General features: G+C 71.5%; 18 protein-coding genes. 13 read left to right on the forward strand and 5 right to left on the reverse strand.

From position 1 onward, the window contains the following. The first annotated feature begins 223 nt into the window (after nucleotides 1–223). From aceB to ACYVF7_RS44850, 12 genes are all read left to right on the forward strand, one after another. Nucleotides 224–1,825, forward strand: a complete 1,602-nt coding sequence (gene aceB / locus ACYVF7_RS44795) for a malate synthase A (RefSeq protein WP_460352058.1) — start codon at nucleotides 224–226, stop codon at nucleotides 1,823–1,825. Nucleotides 1,826–1,864: 39 nt separating this feature from the next. Next, entirely contained in the window at nucleotides 1,865–3,307 is a 1,443-nt protein-coding gene (locus tag ACYVF7_RS44800) for an FAD-linked oxidase C-terminal domain-containing protein (RefSeq protein WP_460352059.1), read from the forward strand. Next, the gene (locus ACYVF7_RS44805) at nucleotides 3,307–4,473 is read left to right on the forward strand and encodes an FAD-binding oxidoreductase (protein ID WP_460352060.1); all 1,167 of its coding nucleotides are present in this window, start codon (nucleotides 3,307–3,309) and stop codon (nucleotides 4,471–4,473) included. The genes ACYVF7_RS44800 and ACYVF7_RS44805 overlap by 1 nt, the downstream gene beginning before the upstream one ends. Then, a complete protein-coding gene (gene glcF, locus ACYVF7_RS44810) occupies nucleotides 4,473–5,735 on the forward strand; it encodes a glycolate oxidase subunit GlcF (protein WP_460352061.1) in 1,263 nt (420 codons plus the stop codon). Before ACYVF7_RS44805 ends, glcF begins: the two co-directional genes overlap by 1 nt. 3 nt (nucleotides 5,736–5,738) lie before the next feature. After that, entirely contained in the window at nucleotides 5,739–7,370 is a 1,632-nt protein-coding gene (locus tag ACYVF7_RS44815) for an L-lactate permease (protein WP_460352062.1), read from the forward strand. Between the two features lie 120 nt (nucleotides 7,371–7,490). Further along, nucleotides 7,491–8,216: a hypothetical protein gene (locus ACYVF7_RS44820; protein ID WP_460352063.1), complete on the forward strand. Its 726-nt coding sequence runs from the start codon at nucleotides 7,491–7,493 to the stop codon at nucleotides 8,214–8,216. 89 nt (nucleotides 8,217–8,305) lie between these two features. Beyond that, nucleotides 8,306–8,977, forward strand: coding sequence for a response regulator transcription factor (locus ACYVF7_RS44825; RefSeq protein ID WP_460358462.1), 672 nt, complete (start codon nucleotides 8,306–8,308; stop codon nucleotides 8,975–8,977). Continuing rightward, the gene (locus ACYVF7_RS44830; protein WP_460352064.1) at nucleotides 8,974–10,470 is read left to right on the forward strand and encodes a HAMP domain-containing sensor histidine kinase; all 1,497 of its coding nucleotides are present in this window, start codon (nucleotides 8,974–8,976) and stop codon (nucleotides 10,468–10,470) included. The genes ACYVF7_RS44825 and ACYVF7_RS44830 overlap by 4 nt, the downstream gene beginning before the upstream one ends. 93 nt (nucleotides 10,471–10,563) lie before the next feature. Then, complete coding sequence (locus tag ACYVF7_RS44835) at nucleotides 10,564–11,877, forward strand: bifunctional glycosyltransferase family 2/GtrA family protein (protein ID WP_460352065.1); 1,314 nt, start codon at nucleotides 10,564–10,566, stop codon at nucleotides 11,875–11,877. Further along, nucleotides 11,874–14,069, forward strand: a complete 2,196-nt coding sequence (locus tag ACYVF7_RS44840) for a glycosyltransferase family 39 protein (protein WP_460352066.1) — start codon at nucleotides 11,874–11,876, stop codon at nucleotides 14,067–14,069. The genes ACYVF7_RS44835 and ACYVF7_RS44840 overlap by 4 nt, the downstream gene beginning before the upstream one ends. A gap of 165 nt (nucleotides 14,070–14,234) precedes the next feature. Further along, complete coding sequence (locus ACYVF7_RS44845; protein ID WP_460352067.1) at nucleotides 14,235–16,211, forward strand: WD40 repeat domain-containing serine/threonine protein kinase; 1,977 nt, start codon at nucleotides 14,235–14,237, stop codon at nucleotides 16,209–16,211. Nucleotides 16,212–16,491: 280 nt separating this feature from the next. Next, complete coding sequence (locus ACYVF7_RS44850; protein ID WP_460352068.1) at nucleotides 16,492–18,372, forward strand: serine/threonine-protein kinase; 1,881 nt, start codon at nucleotides 16,492–16,494, stop codon at nucleotides 18,370–18,372. 45 nt (nucleotides 18,373–18,417) lie between these two features. On the opposite strand, the gene ACYVF7_RS44855 is transcribed toward ACYVF7_RS44850, so the two are convergent. The 5 genes from ACYVF7_RS44855 to ACYVF7_RS44875 form a co-directional block, all read right to left on the reverse strand. After that, nucleotides 18,418–20,067: an ABC transporter family substrate-binding protein gene (locus ACYVF7_RS44855; protein WP_460352069.1), complete on the reverse strand. Its 1,650-nt coding sequence runs from the start codon at nucleotides 20,065–20,067 to the stop codon at nucleotides 18,418–18,420. After that, a complete protein-coding gene (locus ACYVF7_RS44860) occupies nucleotides 20,064–20,861 on the reverse strand; it encodes an ABC transporter permease (protein WP_460352070.1) in 798 nt (265 codons plus the stop codon). The genes ACYVF7_RS44855 and ACYVF7_RS44860 overlap by 4 nt, the downstream gene beginning before the upstream one ends. After that, nucleotides 20,858–21,826 (reverse strand): ABC transporter permease, encoded by a 969-nt coding sequence (locus ACYVF7_RS44865; RefSeq protein ID WP_460352071.1) that lies wholly within the window; start codon nucleotides 21,824–21,826, stop codon nucleotides 20,858–20,860. Before ACYVF7_RS44865 ends, ACYVF7_RS44860 begins: the two co-directional genes overlap by 4 nt. Before the next feature lie 120 nt (nucleotides 21,827–21,946). Next, the gene (locus tag ACYVF7_RS44870) at nucleotides 21,947–22,102 is read right to left on the reverse strand and encodes a DUF397 domain-containing protein (RefSeq protein ID WP_460352072.1); all 156 of its coding nucleotides are present in this window, start codon (nucleotides 22,100–22,102) and stop codon (nucleotides 21,947–21,949) included. Beyond that, nucleotides 22,099–22,911, reverse strand: a complete 813-nt coding sequence (locus ACYVF7_RS44875) for a helix-turn-helix domain-containing protein (protein WP_460352073.1) — start codon at nucleotides 22,909–22,911, stop codon at nucleotides 22,099–22,101. Before ACYVF7_RS44875 ends, ACYVF7_RS44870 begins: the two co-directional genes overlap by 4 nt. 154 nt (nucleotides 22,912–23,065) lie before the next feature. On the opposite strand from ACYVF7_RS44875, the gene ACYVF7_RS44880 reads away from it, so the two are divergent. After that, nucleotides 23,066–23,470, forward strand: coding sequence for an ATP-binding protein (locus ACYVF7_RS44880; RefSeq protein WP_460352074.1), 405 nt, complete (start codon nucleotides 23,066–23,068; stop codon nucleotides 23,468–23,470). Nucleotides 23,471–23,675 lie beyond the last annotated feature (205 nt).

Here is a 23,675-nt window from a genome sequence, read left to right on the forward strand (position 1 = left end):
GCACACCTACTTATTCCGGACACGGCCGTGTCCGGTCCTGAGTGTCCGTTCCCCACCGGGGCAGGGATATCCCTGGGCGCCCGGCGGCACGGGGGCCCCCAGGGCACGCCGGGCAGGGAGACCCCGGCGCCGTTGACCGAGCTCACGTTGACCGAGCTGCGGCGAGCTTAATATCGTTTCCGTTAAGCAGAAGAATAATTTCGCCATACGAAAGGTGGCCTCGATGCCCGGACCTGACGGCGTGGAGCTGACCGGCCCCGTCCACGAGCGATACGACGAGATCCTCACGCCCGAGGCGCTGGGCTTCCTCGCCGCCCTGCAGCGGGAGTGCGGCGCCCGCCGCGAGGAGCTGCTGCGCAAGCGCGCCGACCGCCAGGAGGAGCTGACCCGGGGCGGCACCCTGGACTTCCTGCCGGACACGGCGGATGTCCGGCAGGACGACACCTGGCTGGTCGCCGCGCCGGCGCCGGGCCTTGAGGACCGCCGCGTCGAGATCACCGGTCCGACCGACCGGAAGATGACCATCAACGCGCTCAACTCCGGCGCCAAGGTGTGGCTGGCCGACTTCGAGGACGCCAACACGCCGCTGTGGGAGAACATGGTCGGCGGCCAGCTCAACCTCCGCGACGCCCTCGACCGCACGATCGACTTCGAGACGGGCGGCAAGTCCTACCGCCTCAGGCCGGACGAGGAGCTCGCCACCATCGTCGTCCGCCCGCGCGGCTGGCACCTGGACGAGAAGCACCTCCTCGTCGACGGCAAGCGCATGTCGGGCTCGCTGTTCGACTTCGGCCTCTACTTCTTCCACTGCGCGCGGCGGCAACTCGCCAAGGGCAAGGGACCGTACTACTACCTGCCGAAGATGGAGAGCCACCTGGAGGCGCGCCTCTGGAACGACGCCTTCAACCTCGCCCAGGACCTCCTGGAGATCCCGCGCGGCACGATCCGGGCCACGGTCCTCATCGAGACGATCCCGGCGGCGTTCGAGATGGAGGAGATCCTGTACGAGCTGCGGGACCACTCCGCGGGGCTGAACGCCGGCCGCTGGGACTACCTGTTCTCCGTCATCAAGAAGTTCCGCGCCCGCGGGCGGCAGTTCCTGCTGCCGGAGCGCAACGCGATCACGATGACGGCGCCGTTCATGCGCGCGTACACCGAGCTGCTCGTCCGTACCTGCCACAAGCGCGGCGCGCACGCGATCGGCGGCATGGCCGCGTTCATCCCGTCCCGCCGCGACGAGGCGGTCAACAAGGCCGCGTTCGAGAAGGTCCGGGCCGACAAGACCCGCGAGAGCGGCGACGGCTTCGACGGCTCCTGGGTCGCCCACCCCGACCTCGTCCCGGTCTGCCGGGAGATCTTCGACGGCGTCCTCGGCGACCGGCCGAACCAGCTCGGCCGGCTCCGCGAGGACGTGTCCGTCTCGGCCTCGGACCTGCTCGCCGTCGACAAGACCCCCGGCGAGATCACCGAGGCGGGGCTGCGGGGCAACATCAGCGTCGGCCTGCAGTACATCGCCACCTGGCTCGGCGGCAACGGCGCGGTCGCCATCTTCAACCTGATGGAGGACGCCGCGACCGCCGAGATCTCCCGCTCGCAGATCTGGCAGTGGATCCACAACGACGTGAACCTCGCCGAGGGGCCAAAGATCACCCGTGACCTGGTCGAGCGGATCATCGACGAGGAGCTCGGCAAGATCCGCGAGTCGTACGGCGACGCGTTCGACGAGCAGCGGTTCGCCGAGGCGGTGAGCCTGTTCAAGGAGGTGGCGCTCGCCGACGACTACGCCGACTTCCTCACCCTCCCGGCGTACGAACGCATGCCATGACCCTCGCCGATCTTCGGAAAAAGGGTGAGTATGGGTGGTATGGCACGGCTTGACCCACTCGCGGACCGGCTCGGAACGATCGTCGGCGCGGGGAGCGTCCTGACGGATCCGGCCGAGCTGGCGACCTACGACTGCGACGGCCTGACCTACCACCGCGCCACACCGGGGATCGTGGTGCTGCCGGACACCGCCGAGCAGATCGCGGCGATCGTCCGGGCCTGCGCGGCGGACGGCGTGCCGTACGTCGCGCGCGGCTCGGGCACCGGCCTGTCCGGCGGCGCGCTCCCCCGTACGGACGGCGTGCTGATCGTGACCTCCAGGATGCGGCGCGTCCTGGAGGTCGACGCCGCCAACCAGCGCGCGGTCGTCGAACCCGGGGTGATCAACCTCGACGTGACCCGGGCCGCGCGGCCGTACGGCTACTACTTCGCGCCCGACCCGTCGAGCCAGCAGGTGTGCTCGATCGGCGGCAACGTCGCGGAGAACTCCGGCGGCGCCCACTGCCTGAAGTACGGCTTCACCGTCAACCACGTCCTGGCCTGCGAGGTCGTCACCCCGGACGGGGAGATCGTGGAGCTGACCGAGGGTCCCGGTTACGACCTGCTCGGCGCGTTCGTCGGCTCGGAGGGCACCCTCGGCATCACCACCAAGGTCACCGTACGGCTGACGCGCCTGCCGGAGACCGTGCGGACGCTGCTGGCCGGGTTCGACACGATCGAGCGGGCCGGCGAGGCGGTCTCTGCGATCATCGCGGCCGGGGTCGTGCCCGCCGCGATCGAGATGATGGACGCCCTGTCCATCGAGGCGGCCGAGGCGGCCGTGCGCTGCGGCTACCCGCCGGGCGCGGGCGCGGTGCTCATCGTCGAGCTGGACGGGCCGGCCTCGGAGGTCGAGGCGCAGTTCGCCCGGGTGAAGGAGCTGTGCGGGGAGGCGTTCGAGATCCGGGTCGCCGCGGACGACACCGAGCGCGGGCTGATCTGGCGGGGCCGCAAGTCGGCGTTCGCCGCCGTCGGGCGGATCAGCCCGGACTACATCGTGCAGGACGGCGTCATCCCCCGCACGACGCTGCCGGAGGTCCTCGCGCGGATCGACGCGCTCTCCCGCGAGTACGGCGTGCGCGTCGCGAACGTCTTCCACGCCGGCGACGGCAACCTCCATCCGCTCGTGCTGTTCGACGGCGCGGAGCCGGGCGCGGGCGAACGCGCCGAGGAGGTCTCGGGGAAGATCCTCGACCTGTGCATCGAACACGGCGGTTCGATCACCGGCGAGCACGGCGTGGGGATCGACAAGGCCAAGCACATGCCCCGGATGTTCACCGGCGAGGACCTGGACACGATGCAGATGGTGCGGTGCGCGTTCGACCCGGCGGGGCTGTGCAACCCGGGCAAGGTGTACCCCACGCCCCGGCTGTGCGGCGAGGTCCCCGGCCGGCGCACGGGGGTGCATCCGCTGGTCGAGAGCGGGAAGGCGGACCTGTTCTGATGGCGGCCCTGGACGCCCTGGCGAAGGCGTGCGAGGCCCGCCCGGGCGAGGTGGCCGACGCCGTGCAGGGCATCACGCCGGCGTACGTCGCCGCGCCCGCCACGGTCGCCGAGGCGGCCGACCTGATGCGCACGGCGGCCGAGCACGGGCTCACGGTCGTGCCGCGCGGCGCGGGCACCAAGCTGCACTGGAGCGCGCCGCCGGACGGCTGCGACCTGCTCGTCGACACCCGCCGGCTGAGCGGGATCGTCGAGCACGCCGCCGGGGACCTCGTCGTCAAGGCCGAGGCGGGGCTCGCGCTGGACGGCCTGCGCGACGTCCTTGCGGGCGCGGGACAGCAGCTCGCCCTCGACCTCCTGCCGCCGGGCGGCACCGTCGGCGGCGTCCTGGCGACCGGCGTCGCCGGGCCGCGCCGGCTGCTGTACGGCTCGGCCCGCGACCTGCTGATCGGCATCACCGTCGTCCGCGCCGACGGCGTCGTCGCGCACGCGGGCGGCAAGGTCGTCAAGAACGTCGCCGGGTACGACCTCGGCAAGCTGTTCACCGGCTCGTACGGGACGCTCGGCCTGATCGTCGAGGCGGCGTTCCGGCTGCATCCGCTGCCGCGCGCGACCGCGTACGTCTCGGCCACGGCCGCCGATCCCGCGCAGGCCCTCCAGATGGCCCAGGCCGTGCTGCACTCGACGCTCGTGCCCGCCGCGATCGAGGTGGACGGCCCCGATCCGATCACCGTCGCGGTCCTGCTCGAGGGCGTGCCCGACGGGGTGCCGCCCCGGGCGGAGGCCGCACGGAGCCTCATCGGCGGCCGGATCGGTGAGAGCCCGCCCGAGTGGTGGGCGCGGCTCCCCGACGGGGAGGTCCTGGCCGAGGTCCGGGCCCTGCCGACCACGCTCCCGGACCTGTTCGCCGCGCTGCCGGACGGCCGGGCGCGGATCCGCGGCTCCGCCGGGCGCGGCGTGTGGCACGCGGCCCTGCCCGCCGACGGCGCGGACGACGCGCTCACGCGGCTGCGCCGCCACGGCACCGCCGTCGCGCTCACGGCGCCGGCGGGCGTACGGCTCGACCGGTGGGGACCGATCCCGGCGCTGCCGCTGATGCGCCGCGTCAAGGACCAGTTCGATCCCGGGCACCGCCTGGCGCCGGGCCGCTTCGCAGGGGGCATCTGATGGAGGAGTTCCGGGAGCTGCTGGACGACTGCGTGCACTGCGGGTTCTGCCTGCCGACCTGTCCGACGTACGTGCTGTGGGGCGAGGAGATGGACTCCCCGCGCGGCCGCATCCACCTCATGGACCAGCTCGAGCGCGGCGGCCCGCTGACCGCGTCGACCGTCGAGCACTTCGACCGGTGTCTCGGCTGCATGGCCTGCGTGACGGCGTGCCCGTCCGGGGTCCGGTACGACCGGCTCATCGAGATGACACGGGCCCGGGTCGAGGACGAGCACCCCCGGTCGCGCGGGGAGCGGCTGCTGCGCGAGGCGATCTTCGCGGTGTTCCCCTATCCGCGGCGGCTGCGGGCGCTGCGCGGGCCGCTGCGCGCGTACCGGCGGCTGAACCTGAACCTGACGCCCCTGCTCGAACGGGTCTCCCCCACGCTCGCCGCGATGGAACGCCTGACGCCGCCGACCGCCCAGCACGTCCGCCTGCCCGAGCGCGTCCCCGCCCAGGGTGAGCGCCGCGCCGTCGTCGGGATGCTCACCGGGTGCGTGCAGCGGGAGTTCTTCCCCGGCGTCAACGCCGCGACCGCCCGCGTGCTCGCGATGGAGGGCTGCGACGTGGTCCTCCCGAAGGGCCAGGGCTGCTGCGGGGCGCTGTCGCTGCACACCGGACGGGACGAGGAGGCCAGGGCGTTCGCTCGCCGGACGATCGAGACGTTCGCGGACGTCGACGTCGTCGTCGTCAACTCCGCCGGGTGCGGGTCGGCGATGAAGGACTACGGCGCGGTGTTCGCCGGCGACCCGGAGTGGGCCGAGCGCGCCGCCGCGTTCTCGGCGAAGACGCGGGACCTCGCGGAGTTCCTGGCCGACCTGGGCCCGCGCGCCACCCGCCACCCTCTGGAGCTGGCGGTCGCCTACCACGACGCGTGCCACCTCGGCCACGCCCAGGGCGTCCGCGCGCAGCCCCGGCGGCTGCTCGGCGACATCCCCGGGCTGGAGGTCCGGGAGGTCGCCGACCCGGAGATCTGCTGCGGATCCGCCGGGGTGTACAACCTGCTGCGGCCGGAGGCGGCGGGCGAGTTGGGCGACCGGAAGGCGCGGAATGTCGCGGCCACCGGCGCGGACCTGCTCGTCGCCGCGAACCCCGGCTGCACCCTGCAGATCACCACCGCCCTGCGCAGGCAGGGCGCGGACCTCCCCGTGGCCCACACGGCGGAGGTCCTGGACGCGTCCATTCGGGGGATCGACAAGGAGACATTCCTCTCCCGGAGGTGAGCGATGTTCCAGCAGGTGCTCGACCCCGTCGCCCATTCACTCGCCTGGAGTTCGCTGGTCGCCGCGCTGCCGCTGCTCACGCTGTTCGTGCTGCTCGGCGCCGTGCGCATGCGAGCCTGGACGGCCTCGCTCGTCGCCCTCGCCGTCGCGCTGGCCGTGGCGATCTGGGCGTACGGGATGCCGGTCGGGCAGGCGGCCCTGGCCGGGACGGAGGGGGCGGCGTTCGGCCTCTTCCCGATCCTGTGGATCGTGATCAACGCGATCTGGGTCTACACGATGACCGTGGAGACCGGCCACTTCGACGTGCTGCGGCGGTCGTTCGCGCGGGTCAGCGACGACCAGCGGATCCAGGCGATCATCATCGCGTTCTCGTTCGGGGCGCTGCTGGAGGCGCTCGCCGGGTTCGGCACACCGGTCGCGGTCACGTCGGTGATGCTCATCGCGCTGGGCTTCCGGCCGCTGAAGGCGGCGGTGCTGGCGCTGACGGCGAACACCGCGCCGGTGGCGTTCGGGGCGATGGCCACGCCGATCCTGACGCTCGGGAAGGTGACGTCGCAGTCCAGTGACACGCTGGGCGCGATGGTCGGGCGGCAGACGCCGATCCTCGCGCTGTTCGTGCCCCTGATCCTGGTGAGCATCGTCGACGGGCGCCGTGGCATCCGGGAGACCTGGCCGGCCGCGCTCGGCTGCGGGGTCGCCTTCTCGGTCGCGCAGTACGCCACGTCGAACTTCGTCTCGGTGCCGCTGGCCGACGTGGTCGCCTCCCTGGTGTCCGCGGCGGCCGTGGTGGCGATCGTACGGCCGCGCCTGCGGCCGGGGAGGCAGGCGGTGGTGGCGGGCGGCGCGGCGGACGAGCCGACGCCGGAGTTCGCCCGGCGCGTGGCCCGCCCGGACGACCCCCGGGAGGTCCTGCGGGCCTACCTGCCGTACGCGATCATCATTCTGGTCTTCGTCATATGCCAGATAACGGCGGTCAAGAACGCCATCGACAAGGCGACGCGGACGGTGCACTGGCCGGGCCTGCACCTGGTGAACGCTGCGGGCAAACCGCTGTCCCTGCAGACCTTCACGCTGAACTACCTCACGACTCCGGGCACCCAGATGCTGGTCGCCGGGCTGCTCACCATGATCATTTTGCGGATATCGGTCCGCCGCGCGGTGCGCGCCTATCGGGACGCATTGGTGCAACTGCGGTGGGCCATCGTGACCGTGACCCTCGTTCTGGCGCTGGCCTTCGTGATGAACGCGTCCGGGCAGACGATCACATTGGGCACCTGGATGGCGGGCGCTGGGGCGTTCTTCGCGTTCCTCTCCCCCGTCCTCGGCTGGCTCGGCACCGCGGTGACCGGCTCCGACACCTCCTCCAACTCGCTGTTCGGAGCGCTCCAGGTCGCCGCCGCGGGCAAGGCCCACCTGTCCCCGGTGCTGCTGGCGGCCGCCAACAGCTCCGGCGGCGTGCTCGGCAAAATGGTCTCCCCGCAGAATCTGGCGATCGCCGCCGCGGCGGTCGGACTGGACGGCCGGGAGGGCGACATCTTCCGCCGAGTGATCATTTGGAGTCTCGTCTTTCTCGGCGGGATGTGCGTCCTTGTCCTTTTGCAAGCGAACGCCATTCTGGACTGGATGGTGCCCTGACCGTCCGTCATCACCGGGGTAATTCTCCCCTTCGACACACTTTGCTATCTTTCAACCTCATCTATCGCGCGGCGCGGGCCCAGGCCCGCCCCCGCGCGCCGTCGGGGGACCGGGAGATCAATGCCAACGAGTCACCGCTCACACCGGCGCAAGAAGGCCAGGAACACCGCCCGCCTCGCCATCGCGGGCGGTGCCACGGGCGTCGTCGGAGTGGTCGCCCTCGCCGGGTTGATGTTCACTCTCCGGACGCACGGAAGCCGGACCGAGGACGAGCCGGGCACCGTGGCGTCCACCACGAACGCCGCCGGGGTACGGCCCGGGCACAGCCGTACGCTCGCCCAGCTCAAGCTCGGCCCGAAGCTCGACCTGTCCACCCCTGACGGCTACCTCTACGACATCGCCGCGGTCGGGGCCGGCACCGGCGACAAGCCGCTCTCCGGCACCAAGACGCCGCCGCCGGCGGGCGCGACCCTCGCCTACGCCGACTACGTCATCACCAACACCGGCACCGATCCCGCGCTGCTCGACTTCCCCGCCGACCTGTTCGTCAAGCGCTCGGCCCTGCCGGACAGTGTCGCGGCCACGGGCCGGTGCATGCCGCAGCCCGGCGCGCCCTCGGACATGTGCACGCTGCCCGACAGCACCGAGGTCATCGACACGCTCGGGTTCGCGCCGCCCAAATCGCAGGAGGGCGACCAGTACATCCCGGCGGGAGCGAGCTACCTGGTCCGGGTCGCCACCGACATGGGCGTCAAGAAGGAGACCCAGCCGGGCGACATCGGGCTGTACGTCTGGAACCCGCGCTTCGTCGCCAACCGCCAGGCCGTCCAGGTCGAGTTCCCCTGATCCCGGTGAGAGTTCCATGAGAAATACGTCCCGGCACCGGCCGCGCCGGTCGGCCGCCCGCTGACCCCCGGTACCGTCGGATCGTGCGCATCCTGGTCGTGGACGACGAACCCGCCGTCCGAGAGTCGCTCGCCAGCAGCCTCGCCTTCGAGGAGTACGAGGTCGAGACCGCCGTCGACGGGCTGGACGCCCTGGAGAGGCTGGACGCCGTCAAGCCGGACCTCGTCCTGCTCGACATCCTCATGCCCCGCCTCGACGGCCTCACCACCTGCCGCCGGCTCCGCGCCCGGGGCGAGACCGTCCCCGTGCTCATGCTGACCGCCCGGGACACCATCGGCGACCGGGTCACCGGCCTCGACGCCGGCGCCGACGACTACCTCGTCAAGCCGTTCGAGCTCGACGAGCTCCTCGCCCGGGTCCGCGCGCTGCTGCGGCGCAGCGTGCTCACCACACGCTCGGCCGACCCCGGCGACGTCATGGAGTACGCCGGCGTCCGGATGAACACCCTCACCCGGGAGGTCACCCGCGACGGCCACGGCCTCGACCTGACCCGCACGGAGTACACCCTCCTGGAGATGTTCCTGTCGCACCCGCGCCAGGTGCTCACCCGCGAGCAGATCCTCGAGACGGTCTGGGGCTTCGACTTCGAGCCCGCGTCCAACTCCCTCGACGTCTACGTGATGTACCTGCGGCGCAAGATGAGCGATCCGCGCCTCATCCACACCGTGCGCGGCGTCGGCTACGTCCTGCGGGAACCATGATCAAGCGGTTGTCGCTGCGCGCCCGGCTGTCCGTCCTGACGAGCCTCGCCGTCGCCGTCGCCGTCGCGGCCTGCGCCCTCGGCTGCTGGTTCATCGTCCGCGACCAGCTCATGAACCAGCTCAACGGGTCGCTGTCCGGCCCCCGGGCAGGCTTCGGACCACCGGGAGGCGGCCTCCACGGACCGCCGCGCCGGGGGCCCGTCTCCGTCGCGAACATCTGCCAGCAGACGGACAACGGCAGCGATGATCCGGGCCGGGAGTACGTGCCCACGATGCATGTCGTGTGGGCCAACGGCACGTCCTGCAGCCCGCAGGACACCACCGACCCGCTGGTCCAGACCGCCAGTGACCTGGACGTCGCCCGCGGCCGACGCGATCGGGTCTTCCGGGACGGCCGCACAGAGAGCGGCGTCGCCATGCGGGTGTTCACCCGGCACGACCCTGAAGGCGCTGCGGTGTCCATCGCCAAGCCGCTGGGCCCGGTCGACGAGAAGCTGGACAGCCTCACCGTGCTGCTGGTCATCGTCTCCGCCGTCGGAGTGGTCGGCGCGGCCACCGCCGGCCTGCTCATCGCCCGCGCCGGGCTGCGGCCGGTGGACCGGCTCACCGGCGCGGTGGAGCACATCGCCCGCACCGAGGACCTGGCCACCACGATCCCCGCCGACGGGCACGACGAGATCGCCCGGCTGAGCCGGTCGTTCAACAGCATGACCCGCGCGCTCGCCAGCGCCCGCGAACGCCAGCAGCAGCTGATCGTCGACGCCGGGCACGAGCTGCGCACGCCGCTGACCAGCCTGCGCACCAACATCGACCTGATGCTGCGCAGCGAGACCACCGGCCGGCCGCTGCCCGCCGCCGACAAGCAGAAGCTCCTCACCAACGTCAAGGCGCAACTGCTCGAACTCTCCCACCTGGTCGGCGACCTGCTCGACCTGTCCCGGCCCGAGTCCGCCACCGGCGTCCGGGTCGAGGAGGACGTCGCCCTGCACGAGGTCGTCGACAAGGCCGTACGCCGCGCGCGGCTGCGCGGCCCCGGCCTGAACGTCGACGCGGTCGTCTCTCCCTGGTACGTCCGCGGCGACGCCCCCTCCCTCGAGCGGGCCGTGGTGAACCTCCTCGACAACGCCGTGAAGTTCAGCCCGCCGGACGGCACCATCGCCGTACGGCTGGACGGCGGCGAGCTCATCGTACGAGACCAGGGCCCGGGCATCCCGCCCGAGGACCTGCCGTACGTCTTCGATCGCTTCTGGCGCTCCCCGTCCGCCCGCGGCCTGCCCGGCTCGGGCCTGGGCCTGGCGATCGTCGCCCGCGCGGTCGCCGAGGCCCGCGGCGAGGTCCGGCTGGGCCCCGCGGACGGCGGCGGCACCCTGGCCTGGCTCCGGCTCCCGGGCCAAGCGGCGCCACCGGACGGCACCGAGCCCGACCCCGACGAGCCCTGGATCGGCGCCGCGAACCCCGCCGACCGCACCGTCGACGCCGACCCCCGGCGATAGCCACCCCCCGAATTCTCGATGAGAGCCGGTTTCTCATCTCCGGTTAAGAAACGGCTCAGGCGGCTCCCACGATGAGTCGGGAGCTTGGTCAGCATGAGCGAGCTGACGACTTCCGTGGATCTTCCGGGGTCCGGGCCGGGGCGCGGCGAGGCCGCGCGCTCCCGGCGCGGCCCCCTGGGGCAGCCCCCGGGAATCATCGACGAAGAGCCCCGCGACCCGCTCATCGAGGTCGCCATCCCCGTCTACAACGAGGCGCACGTGCTGGCGGCCAGCGTGCGCCGGCTGCACGCCTACCTGCGCGAGACGTTCCCGTACCGTTTCGTGATCACGATCGCCGACAACGCGAGCACGGACGGGACCTGGGAGGTCGCCGAGCATCTGGCCTTGGAGATCGCCGAGGTCGACGCCGTGCACCTGGACCGGAAGGGACGCGGCCGGGCGCTCCGGCACGTCTGGAGCACCAGCGTCGCCGACGTGGTCGCCTACATGGACGTGGACCTGTCCACCGACCTGCACGCCTTCCTGCCCCTGATCGCGCCGCTGGTGTCCGGCCACAGCGACCTGGCGATCGGGACCCGCCTGTCCCGGGGGTCCGCCGTCGTCCGGGGGCCGAAGCGGGAGTTCATCTCCCGCACGTACAACCTGCTGCTGCGTACGACGCTCGCCGCCCGCTTCTCCGACGCGCAGTGCGGCTTCAAGGCCGGCCGTACCGAGATCGTGCGGGCGCTGCTGCCCGCGGTGGAGGACGAGGCCTGGTTCTTCGACACCGAGCTGCTGCTGCTCGCCGAACGGAACGGCCTGCGGATCCACGAGGTGCCCGTGGACTGGGTGGACGACCCGGACAGCCGGGTCGACGTCGCCCGAACGGCCGTGGACGATCTGCGCGGCATGGCGCGTGTGGCCCGGCGGGTCCTGTCCGGGGCCTTCAACGTGCCGGTCCCCGCCCGTACGCGGGACGCGCAGCTGCCGACCGGCATGCGCCGGCAGCTGCCGAGCTTCGCGGTCATCGGGGTCATCAGCACCGTCGCCCAGCTCGCGCTGTACGCGCTGCTGCGCTTCTTCATGCCGGTCATCGCCGCCAACGTCGTCTCGTACTTCCTCGCGGCGATCGCCAACACCGCCGCGAACCGCCGGTTCACCTTCGGCGTCCGCGGGCGGCGAAGCGCCGTACGGCACCAGCTCGAAGGCGGCGTCGCGTTCCTCGTCGGCCTCGTCGTCAGCACCGCCGGCCTGGCCGTCTTCGATACCGTCGCGCCGTCCGCCCCGCGCCTGGCCGAGGTCGGCGCCCTGTTCGCGCTCAACCTGTTCGCCGCCGTCATACGCTTCGTCCTGCTGCGCGCCTGGGTGTTCCACCCGCGCCGCGCCGCCGAGGAGACGGAGCCCGTCCTGCAGGAGCAGTCCCGTTGACCACCCAACTGTCCGAACCCGCCGGCGCTCCGCAGGCCCCGCCCAGGAACCGGCTCGGCCGTCTCGCGCTCGGCCCCACCGGCGACCCCGCGTGGACCCGCCCCGCCCTCTGGGCCGTCCTCGCGCTGGCCGCCGCCCTGTACGGCTGGGGGCTGTCCGGGGGCGGCTACGCCAACAGCTTCTACTCCGCGGCCGTCAAGAGCGGCGCCCAGAGCTGGAAGGCGTTCTTCTTCGGCTCGCTGGACTCCGCGTCGTTCATCACGGTGGACAAGCCTCCGATGGCCCTGTGGGTTCAGGAGATCTTCGCCCGGATCATCGGGTTCGGAACGTGGAGCCTGCTGCTGCCCGAGGTCATCATGGGCGTCGCGGCGGTCGCCGTCGTGTACGCCACGGTCCGGCGCGCCTTCGGACCGGTCGCGGGCGTCATCGCCGCGCTGGTGATGACGCTGACGCCGATCACCGTGGCGATCAACCGGGACAACAACCCGGACACGCTCCTCGTCCTGCTGCTGGCACTGGCGGCGTGGGCCTGCCAGCGGGCGCTGGAGTCCGGGCGGCTGCGCTGGCTGCTCGCCTCGGCGTTCTTCGTCGGCTGCGGTTTCAACACCAAGATGCTGCAGGCGTACATCCTGCTGCCCGCGCTGGCACTGGTGTACCTGCTGTTCGCCCAGGGCGGGTGGCTCCGCCGGATCGGGCACCTGCTCGCCGCCGGCGTGGTCCTCGCGGTGTCGAGCCTCTGGTGGACGGTCATCGTCGATCTGATCCCCGCGAGCAAGCGGCCCTACATCGGCGGCAGCACGGACGGCACCGCCTGGAACCTCATCATCGGCTACAACGGCATCGGCCGCATCACCGGCAATGAGGGCGGCGGCCCCGGCGGAGGCGGCGGAGGCGGCCGCATGCCCGGCGGTGGCGGGCGCGGTGGGCCCGGAGGCGGCGGCGGCTTCTCCGGCCAGTCCGGCATCGGGCGCATGTTCAACGAGGTCCTCGGCGGCCAGATCTCCTGGCTGCTGCCGCTCGCGGCGCTCGTCCTGGTCGGCGGCCTGGTCCTGTACTGGAAGCGGCCTCGTACGGACCTGGCGCGCGCGGCCCTGGTGATGTGGGGCGGCTGGCTGGCCCTCCACTTCGTGGTGTTCAGCTTCGCGAGCGGCATCATGCACCCCTACTACACGACCGCCATGGCCCCCGCGATCGCCGCCCTGACCGGCATCGGCGCCGTCGAACTGACCCGCGCGTACCGGGGCGGCGGGGCCTGGACCTGGGTCCTGCCCGCCGGTGTCGCGGTCACCGGCGCGTGGGCGTTCGCCCTCCTGCGGCGCTCCCCGAACTGGAACCCGTGGCTGGCCTGGACCGTCGCCGGCCTGACCGTGGTCGCCGTGATCGGCCTGCTCGCCGCGCGTCTCGGCCCGGGCACGCTCGCCCGCTTCGGCGTCCTGGCGGGCGTCATCGGCCTGGTGGCCGGGCTCGCCGGACCGGCGGCCTTCGCGGTGTCCGCCGCCGGTGGCCGCACGAACGGGAGCAACCCGACCGCCGGCCCGAACTCGGGCGGCATGGGCTTCCCGGGCATGCGCGGCGGGATGCCGGGCGGCGGGCAGCTGCCCCCCGGTATCCGGGAGAGGCTCGAGCAGGGCGGCGGCTTCCCCGGAGGCGGCTTCCCGGGCGGGGGCTTCCCCGGCGGCCCAGGCGGTGCCGGAGGCCAAGGCGGCTCGAGCGGCCAGGGCAATCCCGGCGGTCAAGGCAACGCCGGCCGGATGCCCGGCGGCCAGAACGGACGGCAGGGCGGCCCCGGCGGGGGCGGTCCCGGGATGGGCGGTGAGGTCAGCTCGCAGATGATCTCCTACCTGGAGAAGAACCAGGGCAGCGCCACCTGGCTCGTCGCGGTCAGCAACTCGCAGAGCGCCGCGTCGATCATCCTGCAGACGGGCCGGCCGGCGATCTCCATGTTCGGCTTCACCGGCAGCGACAAGGCGATGACCGCGCAGAAGCTCCAGGAGCTGGTCAAGGCCGGGAAGCTGCACTACGTGATGACCGGCGGCGGCTTCGGCGGACGAGGCGGTCCCGGCGGAGGCGACTCGGACGTGACCTCCTGGGTCACCAAGAACTGCACCGCCGTGCAGCCCTCGCAGTACGGCGCCTCGACCGGGAACGGTTCCACGCAGACCACCGGGTCGTCCCTCTACCGCTGCGGTTGAGAGACATCGCGGGCCCGGGCACCTCCCCGCTCCCGGGCCCGCAGCCGCGCGTCCCGGCCTCCGCATCACACGTCCTCACCGAGGCGCTTGATTCTTCACGGAAGGTCCGTTTCCTGAAAGGATTGCTCAGGAAAACACGGACGTTCTTCTGCGGAGAGGGTAGGAGTGAACAGCGGTGAGCTCCTCGGGGGACGGTACCGGCTCCGCCGGCGTCTGGGCCGGGGCGGTATGGGCGAGGTGTGGGCGGCGCACGACGAGGCGCTGGACTGCCCGGTCGCACTCAAGGTCGTCCTCTCGGGCGAGCACGCCGATCCCGGTTTGGTCGAGCGACTTCGGCGGGAGGCTCGTACCGCTGCCGCACTGCGACGGCATCCGGGCATCACGGTGGTCCACGACATCGGGGATCACGACGGCCGGCCCTTCGTCGTCATGGAGCTCTTGGACGGTCGCGATTTCAACGCGCTGCTCGCCGAGCATCCCGGCGGGCTGACGGCCGGTTCCGCGGTCTCGCTCATGGCCGAAGTCGCCGAGGCGTTGGCCTACGCCCACGGGAACGATGTGGTGCATCGCGATATCAAGCCGACCAACCTCATGCGTCTGGCCGATGGCGGGGTAAAGATCTGCGACTTCGGTCTCGCCCGTTACGCCGGGGCGACCAGCGGTCTCACCATGGCCGGCGGGGTGCTGGGCACTCCGGCGTTCATGGCCCCCGAGCAGTGGCGGGCGGATCACGCCGACGCCCGCACCGACCTGTACGCGTTCGGTGCGACCCTGTACGCCCTGCTGACCGGGGCCCCGCCGTTCCCCGGCCCGTCCGTCGAGTTGTTGCGCGACCAGCACCTCAACAGCCCGCCGCCGTACCTGCGTGACAGGCGTCCGGAGGTCTCGCCCGCGCTCGATGACCTGCTGCAGCGCCTGCTGGCCAAGAACCCCGCCGACCGGCCGGGCGATGCCACCGAGGTCACCGCGGCCCTCCGTGACGTCCTCGACCACCTCGAATCCCCGGAGGCGACCTCCTCCGCGCCGCCCGCGCGCACCCCGATGATGCTGCCGACAGCCGCGATCGCCCCCGCCACGGCCCCGGACCACGAGGCCGCACGGCAGGACACACCGCGGTCCGGTCCGAGCCGGCGCACCTTGATCCTCGGCGGTCTCGGCTTCGCTGTCGCCGCCACTGGCGCCTCAGCGGCCGCGTTCCTCGTTCCCGACCGCCATGTCGCCGCTGGAAGCAAGGCCGCCCACACCACGAACCAGGACAGCACCAGCCCGCTCAAATCCTTCACGCTCCCCGGCTACACCGGGGGCGTGCACGCGGTGGCGTTCAGCCCCGACGGAAAGACCCTCGCCGGCGGCTGCGACGACCATGCCGTCCGGTTGTGGGACGTCGCCACCCACACCGGCATCGCCACCTTCACCGGTCACACCAACGCCGTGCACTCGGTGGCGTTCAGCCCTGACGGCAGGACCCTCGCCAGCGGCAGCGAAGACAGCACCATCCGGTTGTGGAACGTCGCCACCCACACCGCCTTCGCCACCCTCACGGCCAACACCGACGTGGGCGCGGTGGCGTTCAGCCCCGACGGCAGGACCCTCGCGGGCAGCTACGAGTTCGGCCACATCATGCTGTGGGACGTCGCGTCCAAGGCCGAGACGGCCTGGCTCACCGGTAAGGGCATCGGCGGGTGGTCGGTGGCGTTCAGCGCCGACGGGAAGACCATCGCCGGCGGCTGCGTCGACAACACCATTCTGCTGTGGAACGCCGCCACGCACGCCAACATCGCCGCTCTCAAGGTCGGGCCCATGGGCTACATGAACTCGGTGGCGTTCAGCCCTGACGGCAAGACCCTCCTCAGCGGCGCCGACGACAACACGGTCCGTCTGTGGAACATCGCCACCCACGCCAACGTCGCGAGTCTGGCCGGCCACACGAGCAACGTGCAGTCCGTGGCCTTCAGCCGGGACGGCAAGATGTTCGCCAGCGGCAGCGGCGACGGCACCATCCGGCTGTGGGACGTCGCCACTCAGTACAACATCGCCACCCTCTCCGGCCACACGGGCGCCGTGCACTCGGTCGCCTTCAGCCCCAGCGGCAAGACCCTCGCCAGCGGCAGCGGCACCGCCCGGGTGTGGATTCTGTCCTGACGGCGTGGCCGAGAATGCCTGGCTCAATCTGCTGGCCGACACCCTCGTCCGGCAACTCCACCGCTTCGACGCGGGTATCACAGCGCTACCACCGCTCCACCGCAGACGCTGAGCATGCTCGCCGAAAGGTCTAACAAACGCTAATGTCTGTATTCTTGGGATGGATCACATGCCACCAGGGTGGCCGGGCTGCGGTTCCCGGTGAGGTGCCGGTTCGCCCCTGGCCGAGTCGACACAGATCACCCGGGTAGTGCGGGATGAGGACGGATGGTGGCGATCAATGGCGGAGGCTCGCCCACTGGGATTGGGTGACCCGCCCCGGCTCGGTCGATACCGGTTGGAGGCCAGGCTCGGCGAGGGTGGGCAGGGCATCGTCTACTTGGGACGCGACTCCGACGGAGGCCGGGTCGCGGTCAAGCTGCTGCGGGCCCAACTTGGCGAGGACGAAGCGATGCGGTCGCGGTTCGCCCGCGAGCTGGCGGTCATCGAGCAGGTCGCCGGGTTCTGCACCGCCCAGGTGCTGGACGCCGACGTAGCGGGGGACCAGCCGTACATCGTCAGCGAGTATGTCCCCGGTCCCTCCCTGCACGATCTCGTGCGCGAGCATGGGCCGCGGGCGGGCACGGAGCTGGATCGGCTGGCGATCGGTACCGCTACCGCGATGGCGGCGATCCACCGGGCCGGGATCGTGCACCGTGATTTCAAACCGGCCAACGTCCTGATCGGACCCGACGGGCCACGGGTCATCGACTTCGGTATCGCCCGCGCCCTAGAGTCCGGCGCCGACTCGACCACCGCCAGCGGTGTGGTCGGCACCCCGGCCTACATGGCCCCCGAACAGATCGCCGGTCAGCGCGTCACCCCAGCCGCCGACGTGTTCGCCTGGGCCGCGACGATGGTATTCGCCGCGACCGGACGATCCCCGTTCGGCGGCGATTCGATCCCGGCGGTCATGAATCGCATCAGCCATCATGCAGCCGACCTGTCCGGGGTGCCGGTCACGCTGCTGCCCCTGCTGGAACGCTGCCTGGCCAAAGACCCGACGGGGCGGCCGGCAGCGCAGACGCTGCTGCTGGAGTTGATCGGCGACGAGGCGGCCCCAGCAGCCCCGCACGACGAGACCGCTCATGACGGGCCCGGCCGGGAACCGGAGCGGTTCCCCGCAGCGCCACCACCTCCCGGGCCCGTACCGCCGCCGGTGCGGTCGCCGCCACCGTTCCAGGGGCTGCCGCCTTCCGCACCGCGGCGAAGGACGGCCGGGCGCCGTACCGGACTGATGGCGCTTGGCGCGGTCGGCGGGGCACTTCTGCTGGGAGCGGCGGCGGTCGGTGCGTGGGCGTACGCCCCACGGGCGGAAGGTTCGCTCGGGCTGCCGGCCGACGGGACCACCATCCTGCGCGCCGCCTCAATAGGGACACGCGCCTTCGCCAGCTTCGACTACCGCAGCATCGACACCGACATGCAATCGGCGCACGCCACGATGACCCCCGGCATGCAGCGGCGCTACGACTCCCAAATGACCACGAGCATCCGCCCGGCCGCAGAACGAGACAAGGTGGTCAACCAGGCGACGGTGGTCGCGGACGGGCTGGAGTCCGCTCGGGGGACGACCGCCACGGTTCTGATCTTCGTAAATCAGCAGACCGCCACCCGGGCGCGGACACCGACCGCGAACAACATCGGCGTCCGGGCCGGCATGGTCCGCCAGGACGGGCAGTGGCGGCTCGACCAGATCACCCCCCTGCCCGCCTCCACCAGCACCACGAAGGCTTCGTGGCCCGGCTCGGCGACGTCCTCGGTGCTCAACGCCGCGAAATCGTGCGTCACCGCGTTGAGCTCGGTCGATTACCGCTACCTCGACGGCACCCTTGCGGCCGTCTCCAAATGCGGCACCGGCGAATTCCGCGACCAATGGAACAAATCCCAAACGAATTTCCGATCCACCATCATCGCCAATCGGGTCACCAGCCACCTCTCCGGCATCAACACCGCCCTCACCGAATCGACAAGCCCGTCCCAGGCCACCGTGCTCATCCTCGCGGCCACCCAGGTGAGAACCGTGAATGCGCCCTCACCAGCCACCAAAATCAGCCGATATAAGGCGACGATGACCCGCACCGGCGATAAGTGGCTGCTCGCAAAAGTCGACATCATCACCTGACCAGCCCGTTCAGCGAAGCGCCGCACCGAGCACCGGGTCGGCGACCTATCTACGGAAGCCGACGTCGGTCCAGACGGGGTCGGACAGGCCGAAGGCGCCCCAGTTGGCGAGGGAGCTTCGTACCGGGACGATCTGCGGACGCTGGTAGAGCGGCAGTGAGTGGACCTCGGCCCAGATCATCCGGTCCGCCTCGTTCGCCGCGCGCCGCGCCCGTACGGGGTCGAGTTCGCCGACGGCCCGGGCGAGCGTCCGGTCCAGCCGGGCGGAGCCGATCCGGGCGAGGTTCTGCCGCACGTCGTCGCCGCGCGGCCGGGCGTACACCGACTCCAGGTTCGAGATCGGGAACGACGTGTCGTGCCAGGTGAAGGGCGCGAGGTCGTACGCGCCGGGCACGAGGTACCGGTCGAAGAAGTCGCCGTCGGGGACCGGGCGGAGCAGCAGGCGCACGCCGGCCTCGCGCAGCATCGCCTGGATCAGCTCGCCGCTCTGCCTGCTCACCGCCGCGCTCTCCGGGAAGAGATAGCGGAGGGTCAGCGTCCGGCCGTTCTTCCGGCGCACTCCCCCGGCCGGTGCCCAGCCCGCCCGGTCGAGCAGTCGCCGGGCCCCGCCGGGGTCGTACGCTCCCACCTGCCCGGCGTTGTCCCGGTAGCCCTGCTGGGTGTTGACGTACACGTGGTCGTTCATCACGTCGGCGCGTCCGCCGAGGCCGCGCAGCGCCGACCGGGCGACGGCGGCGCGGTCGATGGCCATCGCGACCGCCCGGCGCACGTCCGGATCCGACAGGGCCGGGCCGGCGCTGTTGAAGGTGAGCTGGACGAAGTCCGGCCCGGCCGCCCGCCGTACCGACACGCCGGTCGTCCCCGCGACGCGCCGGTACGCCGTGGCGTCGGCACCGGCGTCGAAGCCGTCGATCTCACCGTTCAGCAGGGCGCCGGGCATGGCGTCGCGGGCGAGGTGGCGGAAGACGATCCGGTCGAGTTTCGGCCCGACACCCCACCAGGCCGGATCGCGGACGACCGTGACGGCCTCGGCGGTCCGGTCGATCCGTTCGGGCCGGAAGGGGCCCGCGGTGACGGGGAGCCGGTTCAGCCAGGCGTGGTCCCACCGGTCCGGCGTGCCGATCGTCGTGGCCGGGTAGAGGGGGCTGAAGAGTTCGCGCCATTCGCCGAACGGCCGGGCGAACGTCACCACGACCTGCCGGTCGTCGCGCCCGCGTGCGACGCCGCGGATCCGGTCGTACCCGGTCGAGGTGGCGATCGGGAAGGCCGGGTTCCGGCCGCGGGCCGCCCGCCAGAGGGCCTGGAAGTCCCGGTAGCCGATCGGCGTGCCGTCGGACCAGCGGGCTTTCGGGTTGATGTCGTACACGACGACCTGGTGCGGGCGCGTCCGGGCGATCCGCGCGCCGGTCAGGTAGTCCGGGTCGGGGCGGACCGCGCCGTTCGCGTCGCCGCGGAACAGCCACGGCATGGTCGTGCGCAGGACGGTGACCGCGTCGAGGTTCGGCCCGCCGAGGTGCCAGTAGTTCCACTGGGTGCGGAACTCCCCGGTCGCCAGGCGGAGGGTGCCGCCCTCCCGTACGGCGGCACGCGGCACCGGGCCGATGTCGTACGGGGCGAGCGCCTGCGGCGCGCCGGGACGGGCAGCGGCACAGCCGCTCAGGACGATGAGGACGACCACGACTCGGATGAACCTCATCCACGCTCCCGGAACGCGCTCAGGCCGGCCCCGGCCAGGTCGACGGCGAGCAGGATGCCGATCAGGAGGATCACCGGGGGCAGGAACAGCCACGGGAAGACGGTCGCGGCCGGCGCGCCGTCGGCGAGGAGCGTGCCCAGAGAGACGTCCGGCGGGTGGACGCCGAAGCCGAAGTAGGACAGGCCCGACTCGCCGACGACGGCCGCGCCCGTGTTCAGCGTGGCGTCGGCGAGCAACAGCGACGCCAGGTTCGGCAGCAGGTGGCGGAGGACGATCCTCGGCGCCGACGCGCCCAGCTGGCGTGCCGCGAGGACGTACCCCTCGTCGCGCAGGGAGCGCGTCGCGGCCCGGACCGCCCGCGCCGTCATCATCCACATCAGGCCGGTCAGCAGGAGGGCGGTCGCGACCTGGCCGGTGAACTCCCCGGACACCACCGCGGCCACCAGGAACGGCGGGAACACCAGCAGCAGGTCGGTGACCCCCAGCAGGAGACGGTCGGCCCACCCGCCGAGGTATCCGGCGACCGCGCCCGTGGTGGCGGCCAGGCCCGTCGCGCCCGACGCGACGAGCAGGCCGGTGATCAGCGACCGGCGAAGGCCGCGCAGCGCGACCGCGTACATGTCCCGGCCGCTCGCCGTCGTGCCGAGCCAGTGATCTGCCGAGGGCGGATCGCCGAACGCGGTGACGTCGACGTCCGTCCAGCTCCACCGGGTGAGGTACGGCCCGGCGCCCGCGAGGACCCCGAGCAGGGCCAGCAGCGCGAACCCGGCCAGAGGCCGTCCGTACGTCCTCACGCGCGGGCCCTCGGGTCGAGAACCGCGACGGCGAGGTCGGACAGCAGTCCGGCGCACAGGACCACGACGGCGGCGAAGCAGCAGTACGCGGCGACCGCGTTCACGTCGCCGCGATGGACGGAGTCGATCAGCCACTCCCCCATGCCGTGCCAGCCGAAGACCTTCTCGGTGCAGGCCGCTCCGGCGAGAAGGGTCGCGCACCCGTACGCCGACAGCGGGACCACGGGGATCACCGCGACGCGCAGCGCGTGCCGCGTCAGCGCTCTGCGGCGGGTCAGTCCCTTGGCGACCGCGGCCCGGACGAAGCCGGCGCCGGCGGTGACCCGCAGGGTGCCGCGGAGGTAACGGCCGACGACGGCCGCCCGGCCGAGCGCGATCGTCAGCGTCGGCAGTACGAGATGCTGGAGGCGTTCGGTCGGGTGGTGCGCGGAGCCGGGGGTGTACTCGCCCGTCCACGCGAAGATCCTGGTCCCGGCCCGGGAGTTCGCCCACTGCGCCGCCACCTGGGCCAGGACGGCCAGGGCGACGAGGGGAATCGCGAGGATCGTGAAGGTGCCGGCCGTGACCAGGCGGTCGAGGACGACGTGCCGGTCGAGCGCGCCGACGACGCCGAGCGCGGCCCCGAGGACGTTGCCCAGGAGCACGCCCGCCAGCAGCAGGCGCAGGCTGGCGCCGACCCGCCGGCGCGTCTCGGCCCCGGCGGGAGCGCCGTCCAGGGTGGTGCCGAGGTCGCCGCGCGGCACGCCGGACGCCCACGTGACGAACCGCGTGAGCAGCGGGGTCCGGTCGTTCGCGTTGAGCTCGTCGAGCCGTTTCTCGACGGCGGAGGGCGGCGGAGGCGGATTGCGCGCCTCCAGCTCCGCCCGGGGGTCGAGCGCCGTGGCGGCCAGGAGGTAGGCGAGACCGATCGCGGTGGTGACGAGGAGCACCTGACCGGCCAGCCTGCGCAGCAGAACGCCCGCCATGGACACCTCCTCCGCGAATCGACCCGACCACGGGAAGTTATCGGCTCGTCACTCTTCGCGCAGGCAGTTGGTGAGATGTCCGGAACGGCGGGTGGGGCCGTCGCCCCACCCGCCGTCGCCTCAGCTCCTACGGCCGACGGCTCGGCGCACGGTCGCGCGCGCCACTTCGACGCAGTTGCCACCGTTGCCGCCGCTCCGGGCGGACTTGCGCCACGTCGCCACCTCGACGCACGCGCCGCCGTTGCCGCTGCTCCGGGTCGACTTTCGCCAGTTCACGTCCATTTCTTGGCCACTTCCTTGATGAGGTTGAGAGATGCCTGACGCGGCAGCGCCTCGGCTCGGAGGCACTCCCACATCCGTTTCACGATCGCCAGGTCCTCCGCGCTCTCGGCCAGTTGGCCGTACAGCGCGGTGTCGAGGTAGACGAACTCGTCGCCGTCCATCGTCGCGATGACGAAGGGCCCGGCCAGGCCGGCGTACGCGCCGACATCGCTGGGGATCACCTGCACGACGATGTCCGAGCGCGTCTCGCACAGCTCGACGAGATGCATGAGCTGCTCGCGCATCACCGTCGGCCCGCCGATGACCCGGTGGAGAACGCCCTCGTCCACCACCGCGACGAACATCGGCGGGTCGTCGCGGGTGAGGATCCGCTGGCGTTCCAGCCGGGTCCGCACCTGCGCCTCGATGTCCAGCGACGCCGGCTGACCGCTCTTCTCGAACACCGCGCGGGCGTAGTCGGGGGTCTGCAGCAGCCCCGGGATGAGGAGCGCCTCGAACCAGTTGAGGGCCGTCGCCTGTTCTTCGATGATTCTCCATCGGTCGAGCCAGTCCGGGATCAACTCGCGTTCGACGAGTTCTTTCAGCAGCCGCTTGAGCGCCCCGCCCGTTTCCAGGGCGTCGTCGCAGCGTTTGACGAAATCCGTTTTCGGTTTCCGTCGCGCGGTCTCCACCATCCCGACGGCGGACTCCGAATAATTGATCGCCTGAGCCAGCTGAAGCTGGCTCATCTTCCGATACTCACGCCATGAACGTAACTCAGCGGCGAAGTACTCCAACCAAGTACGGCCGTCATTGAACCTCACAGCTCCCTCACAACAGGCTCACAGACCGGGCGCTCGCGCTCACGGTAACCGGGTCTTTGGGTCGAGACTACGTCTCTCCAGGTAGACGTGGGAGGGGAAATCTCTCACCGTCAGGAAGGCGTAAGAGATGCCATCTTCACCTCGTTCGAGCTGCATGCTCATCGCCGCTCTGCCCAGCGCGGCGGGCCGAGCCCGGGCCTATACGCGGTGGGCGTTGCGCACCTGGCGGCTGGAGACCATGATCGAGACTGCGGAGCTCCTGGTCAGCGAGCTGGTGACCAACGCGGTGAAGGCCACCAGCGGCCGGGGCGGCTCGCACCGCGCCGCGCGGAGCGAGACGGGTTCGTCGATCTATCTCTGTCTCTCGACGTTCTCGGAGAAGCTGCTGATAGAAGTGTGGGACAGAAGTGACGAATCACCGCATAGGCGCACAGCCTCGGACGATGACGAGAACGGCCGCGGACTCGTTCTCGTCCAAGCCCTCTCCAAGGACTGGGGATATGAAACGTTGTACTCAGGTGGAAAAATCGTATGGTGCGAATGCCTGATCCTCGAGTGACGACCGAGCCGCCTCCACCCTTCACGATCACGCCCCGGACGGTGGCGCCCCGGAATCCATGTCGCCACTATTAGGCTTGATAGCCAAATAAAAAGCGATATACCACTTTAGGATAAGCCGACGCTAATCATCGACGGAGACGCTGAAACAGACAGGCCCCGCGCATAACGCGGGGCCTGTCATCTTTACACGGAGCTCGCGGAAC

The sequence above is a fragment of the Actinoallomurus acanthiterrae genome (genome assembly GCF_054775715.1).

Bases quoted from the DNA above. Each gene is read 5' to 3' on its own strand.
- aceB (WP_460352058.1), top strand. From the start codon at position 224: ATGCCCGGACCTGACGGCGTGGAGCTGACCGGCCCCGTCCACGAGCGA.
- ACYVF7_RS44800 (WP_460352059.1), top strand. From the start codon at position 1,865: ATGGCACGGCTTGACCCACTCGCGGACCGGCTCGGAACGATCGTCGGC.
- ACYVF7_RS44805 (WP_460352060.1), top strand. From the start codon at position 3,307: ATGGCGGCCCTGGACGCCCTGGCGAAGGCGTGCGAGGCCCGCCCGGGC.
- glcF (WP_460352061.1), top strand. From the start codon at position 4,473: ATGGAGGAGTTCCGGGAGCTGCTGGACGACTGCGTGCACTGCGGGTTC.
- ACYVF7_RS44815 (WP_460352062.1), top strand. From the start codon at position 5,739: ATGTTCCAGCAGGTGCTCGACCCCGTCGCCCATTCACTCGCCTGGAGT.
- ACYVF7_RS44820 (WP_460352063.1), top strand. From the start codon at position 7,491: ATGCCAACGAGTCACCGCTCACACCGGCGCAAGAAGGCCAGGAACACC.
- ACYVF7_RS44830 (WP_460352064.1), top strand. From the start codon at position 8,974: ATGATCAAGCGGTTGTCGCTGCGCGCCCGGCTGTCCGTCCTGACGAGC.
- ACYVF7_RS44835 (WP_460352065.1), top strand. From the start codon at position 10,564: ATGAGCGAGCTGACGACTTCCGTGGATCTTCCGGGGTCCGGGCCGGGG.
- ACYVF7_RS44850 (WP_460352068.1), top strand. From the start codon at position 16,492: ATGGCGGAGGCTCGCCCACTGGGATTGGGTGACCCGCCCCGGCTCGGT.
- ACYVF7_RS44855 (WP_460352069.1), bottom strand. From the start codon at position 20,067: ATGAGGTTCATCCGAGTCGTGGTCGTCCTCATCGTCCTGAGCGGCTGT.
- ACYVF7_RS44865 (WP_460352071.1), bottom strand. From the start codon at position 21,826: ATGGCGGGCGTTCTGCTGCGCAGGCTGGCCGGTCAGGTGCTCCTCGTC.
- ACYVF7_RS44880 (WP_460352074.1), top strand. From the start codon at position 23,066: ATGCTCATCGCCGCTCTGCCCAGCGCGGCGGGCCGAGCCCGGGCCTAT.